Source organism: Priestia megaterium, from assembly GCF_009497655.1.
GTDB lineage: Bacteria > Bacillota > Bacilli > Bacillales > Bacillaceae_H > Priestia > Priestia zanthoxyli.
In genome coordinates, this window is sequence record NZ_CP023317.1 from 2,405,857 (window position 1) to 2,417,503 (window position 11,647).

Annotated in this window: 14 protein-coding genes; 3 read left to right on the top strand and 11 right to left on the bottom strand. The window is 37.6% G+C overall.

Annotated elements, in window-relative coordinates:
- Window positions 1–65: 65 nt before the first annotated feature.
- The 8 genes from CEQ83_RS12045 to CEQ83_RS12080 all read right to left on the bottom strand — a co-directional run bounded on the left by CEQ83_RS12045 (window position 66) and on the right by CEQ83_RS12080 (window position 6,787).
- On the bottom strand, window positions 66–860 hold the full coding sequence (locus CEQ83_RS12045; protein ID WP_155017273.1) for a formate/nitrite transporter family protein: 795 nt from the start codon (window positions 858–860) through the stop codon (window positions 66–68).
- Between the two features lie 188 nt (window positions 861–1,048).
- Window positions 1,049–1,393 (bottom strand): Na-translocating system protein MpsC family protein, encoded by a 345-nt coding sequence (locus CEQ83_RS12050; protein WP_013057171.1) that lies wholly within the window; start codon window positions 1,391–1,393, stop codon window positions 1,049–1,051.
- Between the two features lie 396 nt (window positions 1,394–1,789).
- Window positions 1,790–1,981, bottom strand: a complete 192-nt coding sequence (locus CEQ83_RS12055; protein WP_033579060.1) for a hypothetical protein — start codon at window positions 1,979–1,981, stop codon at window positions 1,790–1,792.
- Window positions 1,982–2,099: 118 nt separating this feature from the next.
- Complete coding sequence (locus CEQ83_RS12060; RefSeq protein WP_028413263.1) at window positions 2,100–2,291, bottom strand: hypothetical protein; 192 nt, start codon at window positions 2,289–2,291, stop codon at window positions 2,100–2,102.
- A gap of 101 nt (window positions 2,292–2,392) precedes the next feature.
- A complete protein-coding gene (locus CEQ83_RS12065) occupies window positions 2,393–2,956 on the bottom strand; it encodes an MFS transporter (protein WP_155017274.1) in 564 nt (187 codons plus the stop codon).
- Window positions 2,953–4,389 (bottom strand): FAD-binding protein, encoded by a 1,437-nt coding sequence (locus CEQ83_RS12070; RefSeq protein WP_194273209.1) that lies wholly within the window; start codon window positions 4,387–4,389, stop codon window positions 2,953–2,955. Before CEQ83_RS12070 ends, CEQ83_RS12065 begins: the two co-directional genes overlap by 4 nt.
- Window positions 4,390–4,587: 198 nt before the next feature.
- Window positions 4,588–4,725: a hypothetical protein gene (locus tag CEQ83_RS12075; RefSeq protein WP_014459963.1), complete on the bottom strand. Its 138-nt coding sequence runs from the start codon at window positions 4,723–4,725 to the stop codon at window positions 4,588–4,590.
- A 79-nt stretch (window positions 4,726–4,804) separates the two neighbouring features.
- Window positions 4,805–6,787 (bottom strand): methyl-accepting chemotaxis protein, encoded by a 1,983-nt coding sequence (locus CEQ83_RS12080; protein WP_028413260.1) that lies wholly within the window; start codon window positions 6,785–6,787, stop codon window positions 4,805–4,807.
- Between the two features lie 149 nt (window positions 6,788–6,936).
- Here CEQ83_RS12080 and CEQ83_RS12085 point away from each other — a divergent pair, with 149 nt between their 5' ends.
- Window positions 6,937–7,161 (top strand): hypothetical protein, encoded by a 225-nt coding sequence (locus CEQ83_RS12085; protein ID WP_014459961.1) that lies wholly within the window; start codon window positions 6,937–6,939, stop codon window positions 7,159–7,161.
- A 35-nt stretch (window positions 7,162–7,196) separates the two neighbouring features.
- Here CEQ83_RS12085 and CEQ83_RS12090 read toward each other — a convergent pair whose 3' ends face one another.
- Window positions 7,197–7,697 (bottom strand): metallophosphoesterase family protein, encoded by a 501-nt coding sequence (locus CEQ83_RS12090; RefSeq protein ID WP_028413259.1) that lies wholly within the window; start codon window positions 7,695–7,697, stop codon window positions 7,197–7,199.
- A gap of 156 nt (window positions 7,698–7,853) precedes the next feature.
- On the opposite strand from CEQ83_RS12090, the gene CEQ83_RS12095 reads away from it, so the two are divergent.
- The gene (locus tag CEQ83_RS12095; protein WP_028413258.1) at window positions 7,854–8,153 is read left to right on the top strand and encodes a hypothetical protein; all 300 of its coding nucleotides are present in this window, start codon (window positions 7,854–7,856) and stop codon (window positions 8,151–8,153) included.
- A 147-nt stretch (window positions 8,154–8,300) separates the two neighbouring features.
- Window positions 8,301–9,410: a metallophosphoesterase gene (locus CEQ83_RS12100; protein WP_155017276.1), complete on the top strand. Its 1,110-nt coding sequence runs from the start codon at window positions 8,301–8,303 to the stop codon at window positions 9,408–9,410.
- 20 nt (window positions 9,411–9,430) lie between these two features.
- On the opposite strand, the gene mug is transcribed toward CEQ83_RS12100, so the two are convergent.
- Complete coding sequence (gene mug / locus CEQ83_RS12105; RefSeq protein WP_099331024.1) at window positions 9,431–9,943, bottom strand: G/U mismatch-specific DNA glycosylase; 513 nt, start codon at window positions 9,941–9,943, stop codon at window positions 9,431–9,433.
- Window positions 9,944–10,011: 68 nt separating this feature from the next.
- Complete coding sequence (locus tag CEQ83_RS12110; protein ID WP_033579068.1) at window positions 10,012–11,349, bottom strand: coiled-coil domain-containing protein; 1,338 nt, start codon at window positions 11,347–11,349, stop codon at window positions 10,012–10,014.
- Window positions 11,350–11,647 lie beyond the last annotated feature (298 nt).

Here is an 11,647-nt window from a genome sequence, read left to right on the forward strand (position 1 = left end):
CACTATCAAAAAAGCAGCCTCTTTACTAAGAGACTGCTTTTTTAATGACAACTGATAAATCCTGATTAAGAAGCTTTTTTTAATCGTTCTTTTTGTTTCTGTTGATAAGAAGAAAAATAAATAAGGCCTACAAATACAGCTCCACCTATCATATTTCCAATAAAGGTAGGGATAATATTTGTCATAAAATCAATCCATGTAAAATGACCTGCAAGAATAGCAGCGGGAATAATAAACATATTGGCTACAACGTGCTGAAAGCCAATCGCAACAAATGCCATAATCGGAAACCAAATACCAAGAATTTTCCCCGTAACGTCGTCAGCGCCGTATGAAAGCCAAATAGCTAAACATACAAGCCAGTTGCAGCCCACGGCAGAAATAAGCGTTTTAAAAAATGAGTCGTCAATTTTAGCTTGAGCAATTGCTACCGTTTTATCTAAAAAAGGCCCCGTTTCTGTTAACCCGACAATATGTCCAAAGAAATACGCAATAAATACGGCACCTAAAAAGTTAGCAAGCGTAACCCAAAACCAGTTATGAAGCAAGTGACGAAGCGAAATTTTTCTTGCATACAGGGCAATGGAGACAGACATCATATTCCCCGTAATGAGCTCTGCTCCCCCAAGTACTACCAGCATAAGACCTACAGGAAAGACGGCCCCTCCTAAAAGATTTGATAAACTTCCCCATTCAGCTGGTAAATTACCAATGACGCGCACATCTAGTAAAAAACCAAGCGCAATAAATGCGCCTCCTAGAAACCCAAGCATAAGAATAGAAGAAAGGGATAACTTCGTCTTTGAAACCCCCGCTTCTAAAGCGATGTTTAACATTTTATCCGGCTTGTGAAATGCCATAAAACTCCTCCTTAATTAAAAAAGGCAGCACTCAAAAACACCTTTTACACAAGGTTTTTGAATGCTGCCTAATAATCCTGCACTTTCTTTACAGTATATCAGTCATCATTATCTATAATAAAACTAAATAAAAAACAAGCAGATCCTACTTCTCTTTCATTTAATTAAATTATGTATTTTGCGTTGTTCTACTGAATATTAGTTTCAAACACAAACACAGAAACAGCAATATCTTCTTCCACTTTGATATCAGAAAATAAGTACTCCAGCTTAGCTCCTAACAAGTCTTCAAGCCCCTCTGGAGGAGATGAAGCATAAAGGTTTTGAATAAGCTTCGTTCTTGCCATATGTACCGTCTCTTTACCTTCGGTTGTTCTCGCGATAAATTGTTCAGCTGGCGTTAAGTTGCCGTACAAAGTTGAAATAGCCATGTTTTGAACGAATACAGTATGAATTCGTTCTGGACCTTTTCCAAAAAGTTTTTTGCGCAGCTTTCGGATAATATCATTAAAATCATGTATTTTTTTAGACACCGGTGTATGCCTCCGCTTATCTCGAGTATGTCTGTCCTGCTCATTCAAGTTTTCAACTAAGAATAAGTTACATTATACATGACGACGTTTACATTGTATACAATGTATCTGTTTTATTCTTATTAATCCAAACAATTGCAAAACTTTTACGGAATGAAAAAAAATCCTTCACTTATTAAAGTGAAGGATTACCTTTATATCTCTACTTAAAGGTTACAAATGAATTCTCAGTTATCAAAGAAATAACCAAGAACTTTGACAAGATAGCATGTCAAAATAGTCAAGTGGTATGTTTGTACCAGTACTTAATGCTATCACGTTAAAGTCATGGAATCCACTTAGTTTACTTTCATAATACTTTATTTAATTTAAATATTCTTTTTTGATAGGTAGCCCTTAATCTTCATCACGATCTGCTCTAAATTCATCATCAGATAATGAATTTAGTTGATGGCTAAGCTTTTCGTAGTTATCTTGTTTTTGATTTTGTTGTACATCATTAGATATAGGAGTTTTACTAGAAACAGTAGATTTTTTTCTAGTCTCTTCGCTTCCGCTAACTCCAAACCCGACATTGTTATCTGTCATCGGATTCACCTCTTTAACTGTTATTATGGAGAATTGCTCTAAAAAAATAACAGGAAACAAAAGGGACTCCGACTTAGCTAATAGCGGTCCAAGCTTCCTTATTTAACCTAAACGGTATTTAAATAAGAAAATGACCCGCTTTAACTCCATAGACAATACCGATAAAAAAACTTGCTATACCTAGTGTTTGACTTTTACATACATACTTTATAGTTAAGCCTGGAATCAGACCCCATATAATGATGAAAATAGCGAACGATACTATAATAGAAGACCATGCATCTTGCCCTGATATACTTATACCTTGCATAAACGTTTCTCCTTTCAGTACTTATATCGGGAGAACATAAATTTTTTATAGTATCTTACTGTACGAACTAAAAAATTCAGGTGACCTGTCCATATATGCTTTTACAGCGAATGGTGGCGTTCAAGCTCGATTGTTTTTGGTTTTTGCCATATTAATACCCCTGCCGCTACGTACATAAACGAAGTGATGTAAAAAAGGCTTCCGATTGTCAGAAAATCAATGATATACCCTGTTGCAATAACGGCTAAGGCTGCCCATATAGAGGTCCATAAATGATAGTGTCCTACTTGTTTTCCTGTGTGAGCACGATCTGTCTGCCTAGATAACGCTATTTTTTCTGCTGTTTTTTGAAGAGCTCCAAGCAGACCCATTATAATTTGAATGATATACACCTGCGTGATCGTTGTTAAAACGGGAATCACAATCATAACAACGGCCATCCCAAACGTATATAAAAGAAGCAAGCGCTTTTCTCCTACTCTGTCACTCCATGAACCGATCAACGGATGACTCAAAGCTGCGGTTGAAGCAAAAATTCCGTAAGCTAAGCCAAATTGTGAATAGCTATCGCCAAGATTTCGAAGCAGTAAAAGGTAAAAAGGAAACACAATACTGCTTGCGGTAATCATCAGGCTTTGTGAATGTAAGAGTTGTTTGTACGTCATTTTCCATACTCCTTATAAAATAAATTAACGAACGTTTCGTTCCGGTCATATTTTCTTTTCAAATTAAAAAAGGCGGTTGTATGAGGGTAAGCCTCTTCTAACTGCTTCTTGCTTGGGTAGCCGTAGTAAGGCAAGTAATAGCTTCCCTGATGCTGCAGCGTCACATCCACCATTTTTCGGGCAACTTTTTGTGTATCAGAGATGCCTTTATTGTCTCTTTTCTGGTTAATAAGTAAAACAAGAGCAAACATATCGTCTTTTGCATAAGACATGACGGCTTTATTATCCTTCTCTACATAGCGAACGGTAATGTTCAATAAATTTAATTCCTCAGTTGATAACACTTGACGTAAATCCTCGATGTAAGAAGCAAATTCATCAACTGGAACAAAGTATTCTTGTAAAATTTCCGTCCGGCTAGCACTTTCGTATTCCATAAAATCACTTTCAGAACGCATAACATTATTTCTTGTTTCAAGCCGTCCATTTTGCTTTAAGAAATAAGCCTTTTGTGTTTCCCACAGCATATCTTTTCCCCAGTCGCTGTATCGAGACAGTCCTAGCATAAATTTAGGAAGCGCCACTATTTTTTCTGTTTTGAGCGGTTCGTTTACAGTAGAAGTATTTTGAGAAGATAAACGGTAGTTTGTGACGTACATATCTGTTAGCAATTGATTAGGAGAAACAGAAATACGCGCCATATGCATACGAACGTCAGGATTATGCTGTACGTAGTTTTTAAAATACGCTGTATACTGCCTATAATCTAAGCGAATAATTTCATCTTCGTACCATTCATCATCCGTTAAACGAAGCGTCACATCTAAAATGACCCCAAATAACCCGTAGCCTCCGTTTACTAAAGAAAACAGCTCGGGGTGTTTCGTCCGGCTAATTTCGATAATAGATCCGTCCGCCTGCAGGAGACGCATAGATTTGACCGTATCCATTAAAGAACCGTATCGAATATCTCTGCCGTGTACGTTCACGCTAATAGAACCTCCAACGGTAAAAATATTTTGTGATTGCATAACTTTAAGAGCAAGACCGTCTTTATGTATATATTGCTGAATATCATTCCACGTTGTCCCGCTTTGAACCGTAATTTCTTTTTGACGGGGCTTGTAATCTATAATTTTATTGTACTGCTTCATATCAAGTAAAATAGCATTAGGATAGTATGTCTGCCCTCCTTGGCTGTGCTGCATGCCTGAAATCGCTATTTTTTCATGATGCTGTGAAGCCGTTTTCACCCAATTTTTCAGCTGTTTTTCAGTGGTTCCATGCTTTATTTCTTTGACTTTTGTAGGAAGAAGCTGCGCAACATCCTCCGTTACAGGACGGGTTTGCTGCTGTTTATAGATATGATATGAGGTATACGAACCTACTAGATAAAAAGATAAAAAAGATCCTAACAACAGGTTTTTCTTCATCACAAACTGTAAGCTCCTTTCTTTATTTCTGTGAAATTATACCATACAAAAAGTGAAATAACACTAATATAGTGTATTTTTACACTATATTATAACTTATTTTGAGAAAGTATATGAAAAAATCTTGTAATTTAATGTATGTTAACCTTATTGAAACAAAAAAAGAAAAGACACTAGGTCTTTTCTTTTTTTGTTTTTTTATTTTTCAGCTTCGTATGCAACTAAAGCTACTCTTTTTCCCAACGTTTGTTGAAACTGCTCTTCTAGTTGTTTAAGCTTCGCATGCATATCATCGTTAATTGAAGCTGGCTCAAAGGTCATTTTTGTTTGCTCCATCAGATACTTTCACCTCTTTCGTGTGTGTATGTTCTACTTTTTCCAATATAAAAGAGGTCTATGACGATTTGACGAAAGTTTACAAATTAAATTTGCTAATGAGTGCTGTTAATTGTTCTGCCATTTGAGACAGAGATTGTGCGGAAACAGCAATTTCCTCCATTGAAGCCAGCTGCTCTTCAGTTGATGCAGCCACTTCTTCAGATGTAGCTGCATTTCCTTTAGCAAGGATTGCCATTTCACCCGCTGTACGAGCCACTTCTTCAACCGCTGCTGAAATTTGCTGAGCAGTCGCAGCCACTTCTTCTACTTGCGGAGTCGTTTCATTCATGCTGCTTAGAATTTGTTCGAATTTTTGAATAGCCGTTTGTGATATCGTTCGTCCTTCTTCAACTTTGTTTGTAACTTGCTCCATTGTATGTACAGATTCCTGAGTGTCTTGTTGAATAGCTTGAATAAGCTCAGAAATTTGAGACGCGGACACTTGTGATTGTTCTGCCAGCTTTCTTACTTCTGCTGCTACAACGGAAAACCCTTTTCCATGTTCTCCAGCTCGTGCCGCTTCGATTGCAGCATTTAAGGCTAGTAAATTTGTTTGAGCAGCAATGCCGCTGATTACTTCTAAAATGGTTCCAACTTCTTTTGAACGTTGAAACAAAGTACGAATCGTTGTATTAGATAGCTCGACGGACTGAGAAATGGATTCCATTTGTTCGACCGTTTCTCTCACGGCTTTTCCACCTTCTACCGCTTCAGACGTTGTGTGATTTGATAGCTGAGAAACAGTTTCTGTACGCTTGGCAATGGTATAAACTCCTTGTACAATCTCATCTAAAGAAGCTGCATTTTGGTCAATAACAGACGTTTGTTTTTCTGCACTGGAAGCCACTTCTTGTATCGCAACCGATACTTGTTCAGTCGCAGCGCTCGTTTGCTGTGAGCTGGCCGTTAGCTCTTCTGAAGAAGCAGCCACTTGTTCTGCACTCATTTCAACATTTTGAATTAATGTACGAAGGTTGTTTTGCATCTGACTAAAAGCATACCCTAACTCGCCGATTTCATCCTTTGAATTGACGGTAATCGCTGTTGTCAGATCTCCTTCACTAACGCTTAGAGCCTGATTCTTAAGCTGTTTGAGCGGTTTAATAATTGATTGTAACACCACAAAAATGGTAAGACTACCTATTATCAGACAAGCTACAATAATAAATAGTGTTTTGTAAAAAATAGGCTGTGCTGCTTCACTCACTTCTGATGAATACATAGTGCCTGCAACTTTCCAGCTTGTTGTTTTATTTGTCGTAAAGACCATCTTTTTTTCATCACCGTTAAAGGTATATTCAAAGAATCCGGAGCTCTTTGCATAAAGCTTGTCAAAAAGAGAATCTGTTGCTTTTGTACCTGCTTTTTCCGTAGGGTGAACAATATATTTTCTTTCTCCATCTAAAAGAAATGGATATCCTTTTTCTCCGATTTTCACTTTGCTGACAGCTTTATTGATGCGGCTTATATCTAAATTTAAAGCAATAACCCCTGTGCCATCCGCCGTTGTTTTTGCTACAGTAATAACGGTTTGACCTGTAGAGGCTGAGGGATAAGGTTCAGTGACAACTGTTTTCCCTTTGTTCTGCATGGCTAGCTTGTACCAATCTCGTTCTCTGGGATCATAGCCTGCTTGTGTCACTTTTTTAGGCGCTTGAATAAACTTCCCCTGCTGATTTCCTGTAAAAATGCTGACGGCTTCTGGATGAAGCGAAGCATATAAGTTAAAATCTTTGCTTAAAGTAGCCATATCTTTTTCATTGTAGCGCTCGTTGTTTACCACTGATGCAAAAAACTCTACATCATGAATTTTGGGTCCAATGGTATCGTCAATCACTGAATTAATGGACTGTACATTTTGCTGTGCTGTGTTAATAATTTGGTTTTCAATTTCATGTTTCGCTGTTATGTAAGCTGATACACCTATCGTAACAGATGGCACTAATAAGATCGCTGCAAATGCTAGCCCTAGCTTTATCTTGAAGTTATTAAGGGACCTTTTTTTTCTTACTCTCTCCATGCTATGTAGCCTCTCTCTCCGTAGTTAAAAGTAATCGTGCACTTCCTTTCTATCGGCAAGACTTCATATTCCTTTAGTCATCGAGTGTATACATAATTAACAATGGGAGTGAAAAGATAAGAGTACGATAAAAAAAGTAGGTGATTTTAATGGAAGAAAGTAAAAACAGCAAGTCTTTTTCAATGTTTGAAACAGAAAAGGTTCAGCGCGGAGAAGAAAAAGATATTTTTAATATCTATAAAGAAGGAGTAAAAATTGCGGAAGTAAGAGGAACGGATCCTCAAACTCAGCAGGTTATTCCGATGCATGACTTAAACGACTATGAAGAAAATAAGCTTCACGAATATATCGCTCATTTAGACCACACAACGTAAACGTAAAAGTGCTAAAACAAGAGTCCCCTCTTGTTTTAGTCTTTAGAATCATAAAAAACATGTTCAAAGTGCAGCGTGTCTTTTTTTATGTACAGCAGTCCAAACGAAAATTGCTTTTGACGCCGCTTGTCAGTAGCAGAACCTGGATTAAACAATGTAATATCACCAATTTGTTTATGAACAGGAATATGAGAATGACCAAAAATTACTGCATCGACTTGTTGATGTTCAAATGCCAAAAGTGCACGTTTTTCAGTCGTCTTTTCTTTTCCATGACCGTGGACTACGCCAATCATAACATCATCAAACGGAAGAAGTAATGAAGTTGGAAGTACTTGCTGAAGCTCTTCACTGTCTACATTTCCAATCACACCGTGTACAGGAGCAAAAACGCGCAGTTCATGGTAGACATCTATCGTTTGAAAATCTCCGGTATGAATAATCGCATCAGCTGTTTTCAGTTCAGCTAGGAGTCTTTTTGGAAAATGTTTCGCTCTTTTGGGAATATGAGTGTCACCTAAAATAACGATCTTCATTTATGATACGCTCCTTTTTCATTCAATATGGTGTAGTGTAGCGTATTACGTTGGAATGAAGCAACTCTATACGGAGCGTCAGGCAAAAAATTTCTCTTTTTCGTTTAAGTTTGTGAAAATACTTTACATACTAAGTTACAGAATGGAGTTTTCGAAATGGAAGTAAAAATTAATCGAAACGCAGCAAAAGTATTAAGAAATGCCTTGGCTAGCCCAGAAGGTCAAGGAAAAATGATCCGTGTATATGTAACTATCGACCACGGTGATCATGCGCATTATGATTGGAAATTCGATACGCCGACTGAACATGATGAAATCGTAAAAACAGATAAAGATATCGATATCGTTTTAGATAAACGCGAGAAATTTTTAGAAGGCGTATGGATTCAATATTTCCACGTTCCAGAGCCTGAATTTGTGATTAGCAGCCTTCACCACGCGCATCACCATCATTAATACAAAAAACACACCTTGTTTTATAGGTGTGTTTTTTCGTTTGTGCGACAGGCAAAAATTTTATTGATGAAAGAAGAGATAAAATTTTGTTGAAGCAATAAAAATGAGCTATAGTGGAATTACGGATGAAAGAAAAGAGGTTAGCGTATGAAAGTAAGTGTGTTAGTAAGGTCTATTTTAGTTGTTATTTTATATAATTTATTCGTTCTGTACATCGGATGGAACGCTTGGGTGTGGCTTCACACAATGTTTGAAGTGGAAAACAAATGGATTCTTACGGTGATCGTTGTGTTTTTTGCTTATTCCTTTATCATCAGTCGCGCGTTTCAACAAGTGAGCATGTTTAAGGTTGTAGGATCGTATTGGTTAGGATTTATTCAATATTCAGTCCTTTTGCTTCCTATAAGTAATCTAGCTGTATATATTCTCACTTTTCTAGGCGCTTCGCTTTCTACAGCTATCGATTCAATCGGACTTTTCATGATTGCTGCTTTTTTATTCATTTTTGCTTACGGTACGTATAATGCTTACAGTCCTGTAGTAAGAAAATATACAATTTCGCTTCCTAAAAAGACGAATCGGAAAAGCCTTCGCATTGCCGTAGCATCTGATATGCACTTTGGCACATTGTCCGGCAAAAAACATTTACAGCGGCTAATCACTCATGTACAAAAGATACAGCCAGATCTTATTTTACTTCCTGGAGATATTATTGACGATGACCCCCACGTATTCTTTAAAAAAGAAATGGATTATATGATGAAGCAGCTCAAAGCGCCTTTAGGCACATATGGAATCTTGGGAAACCATGAGTATTACGGCGGGAAGATCCCTCAGTTTGTGGAAAGAATGAAAGAAATGAACATTCCTATTTTAATGGATGAAGTGTTAAACATAGGCGATAGCTTGTACTTAATTGGAAGAAAAGATAAGACGGATAAAAATCGAGACAGCTTTTTCGATTTAGCGAGTGAAACGGATCGTTCTCTTCCGGTCATTGCGATGGATCATCAGCCGCTTTCTTTAAAAGAAGCGGAACAAGCAGGCGTAGATTTACTTCTATGCGGTCATACTCACAGAGGACAAATGGCACCTAATCATTTGATCACAAAGCGGTTATTTGAAATTGATTGGGGCTACAAACAAACAAATCAGCTGCATACCATTGTCTCTTCAGGATTTGGCTTTTGGGGTCCTCCTCTTCGAATCGGAAGCCGATCAGAAATTATTCAAATTGATATTTCATTTACAAAATAGAGAAAGCCCTAAGGCTTTCTCTATTTTAATGTACGCAGCAGATTCGGAAGTTCTGCGTAAATAGCCACTACTTCATCTATTTTCATTCGAACGAGCCCGCTTGAAGACGGGGCAACAAAATCCATTATTCCTGATACCATCGATTCTTCTTGTTTGCCCCACTTTACTTGCTTGCGTCCGCTGTACTGCTGATAGACACCTTTTCCAACAAAACAAACGATTTTAGGCGTGTATGTAGCGATTTTTTTCTTTAGGATTTCTCTGCCTTCCGCATATTCTTCTTTTGTAATCTCATCAGCTGCCTTTGTAGGACGCTCCACAATATTTGTTAAACCGTATCCTAGCTGTAACAGCGAGTGATCTTCCTCGGGATGGTATTTACGATCTGTTAAACCTGCTTTATGAAGAATCGTCCAGAAACGATTGGTTGGATTAGCAAAATGATGACCCGTTTCACCGGAACGGATGCTTGGGTTAAAACCGACAAATAAAATATCTAAGTTGGGCTGTATATGATCAAAAATAGAGTTCATAGTCATACGCTCCTTACAATGTAAAAAGAAAACATCCAAATTGGATGTTTTCTTTTTACTATACCCTATTAAATACGAACTACGCGTCCGTTGAATTTTTGTTTCCAGTAGCCGCTGCTCATGTTTGCAATTGCAACACCTGTTGAGCTTTGAGCACCGATGAACTTGCCGCCGCCTACATAAATACCAACGTGTCCGTCTTTTTTATATGTATCGAAGAAAACAAGATCTCCAGGCTGCATTTGACTAGAAGACACTTGCGTTCCAGCATGCTTTAACGTTTCTGTACTTACAGATCCAAGAGGCCCAAGGTTAACACCAACTTGAGAATATGCCCAGTGTACAAATGACGAGCAGTCAAATAAACCGTGGTTAATATCAGACTGGCTGCGTCCTCCGCCAAATACGTAAGCAGAGTTTCCAATCCAGCGGTTTCCTACCGTTACAACATTGCTAGCTTTTGGAGCCGGAGCGCTTGTAGGTGCAACATCATTGCTGCTTGCTTTTGGTGCTGCTTTAGGAGAAGGCGAATCAGCTTTTTCAGCTGGTTCCGCCGCTGCTTTTTGAGCTTGTTCGGCTGCTTTCTTAGCTGCCTCTTTAGCTGCTTGTTCAGCTGCTTTTCTTGCTGCTTCTTCCGCCGCTTTTTGATCTTTAATATTTTGTTCAAGCGTAGACTGTTCATTCGCAAGAGAGCTGTCTTTTGATTGTAGAGAAGCTTTTAGTTCTTCATTTTTTGCTTCTTTATCTTTTAGTTCTTTTGCCAACGCATCTTTTTGTTTCTTTTGAGCTGCTAGCTGGACAGTCATTTCATCCAGTTCTGCCTTCATATCTTCTAAGCTGGCAAGCTTAGATTTAACATCTGCTTGTTTTGTTTTTAGTTCGTCTTGCATATTTTTAGTTTCTTTTAAAATACCGCGGTCTGCATCTACAATAGTCGAAACAGCTAGCGCGCGGTCTACAAAATCACCAAAACTTGAAGAACCGAGTAAAACTTGTAAATACTCTACGTTACCGCCGCTTTCTTGCATGGAACGTGCACGATCTTTTAAAATATCATTTCGCTTTTCAAGTTTTTCTTGAAGCAGCTTAATTTCTTTTTCAAGCTGGTCTACTTGTTTAGACGTTTCTTTAATATCCGCTTCTGTTTTTTGGGCTTTTTTATTATTTTCTTCTTCTGCTAATGTTAATCGCTCAAGCTGTGCTTTCATTTGATCTTGTTCTGCTTGAAGGCGTGTTAATTCATCAGAAGCTGCTTTGATGTTAGATTGCACATCTTGGCGTTGATTTTGAATTTGAGATTTTTGTGATTCCATATCCTGAATGGTAGAGGCATACGCTGGAGTTGATAAAACTCCTCCTAGGCCTAATAAAACCGTTGTGTTAAGTAAAAGCATTTTCTTTTTCAATATGAATTCCTCCGCTTTCTCGCTCTGTTAAACTAGTAATTTCTAATTATGTATCAATATGTATAAAAGTCTGACAATTTATGTAAAGTTCACTGTATTTGTCGATAAATAGCTAAATATGCTAATGAAAATCTACGAAAATTATACCACGATAAACGTTCAAAAAAAGAATAACAATATTACAATTGTATTTCAGTAATGTAACATTTAACGCTTGTGTATACATTCCCTTCTTGCCTGCAAAAATATACCTTTATTTCCCCATACAAGCGAAAAATCTATCAAGCTTCAAACAGCA

Coding starts and splice junctions, on each gene's coding strand:
- CEQ83_RS12045 (WP_155017273.1), bottom strand. CDS start 860: ATGGCATTTCACAAGCCGGATAAAATGTTAAACATCGCTTTAGAAGCG.
- CEQ83_RS12055 (WP_033579060.1), bottom strand. CDS start 1,981: ATGACAGATAACAATGTCGGGTTTGGAGTTAGCGGAAGCGAAGAGACT.
- CEQ83_RS12060 (WP_028413263.1), bottom strand. CDS start 2,291: ATGCAAGGTATAAGTATATCAGGGCAAGATGCATGGTCTTCTATTATA.
- CEQ83_RS12065 (WP_155017274.1), bottom strand. CDS start 2,956: ATGACGTACAAACAACTCTTACATTCACAAAGCCTGATGATTACCGCA.
- CEQ83_RS12070 (WP_194273209.1), bottom strand. CDS start 4,389: ATGAAGAAAAACCTGTTGTTAGGATCTTTTTTATCTTTTTATCTAGTA.
- CEQ83_RS12075 (WP_014459963.1), bottom strand. CDS start 4,725: ATGGAGCAAACAAAAATGACCTTTGAGCCAGCTTCAATTAACGATGAT.
- CEQ83_RS12080 (WP_028413260.1), bottom strand. CDS start 6,787: ATGGAGAGAGTAAGAAAAAAAAGGTCCCTTAATAACTTCAAGATAAAG.
- CEQ83_RS12085 (WP_014459961.1), top strand. CDS start 6,937: ATGGAAGAAAGTAAAAACAGCAAGTCTTTTTCAATGTTTGAAACAGAA.
- CEQ83_RS12090 (WP_028413259.1), bottom strand. CDS start 7,697: ATGAAGATCGTTATTTTAGGTGACACTCATATTCCCAAAAGAGCGAAA.
- CEQ83_RS12095 (WP_028413258.1), top strand. CDS start 7,854: ATGGAAGTAAAAATTAATCGAAACGCAGCAAAAGTATTAAGAAATGCC.
- CEQ83_RS12100 (WP_155017276.1), top strand. CDS start 8,301: ATGAAAGTAAGTGTGTTAGTAAGGTCTATTTTAGTTGTTATTTTATAT.
- mug (WP_099331024.1), bottom strand. CDS start 9,943: ATGAACTCTATTTTTGATCATATACAGCCCAACTTAGATATTTTATTT.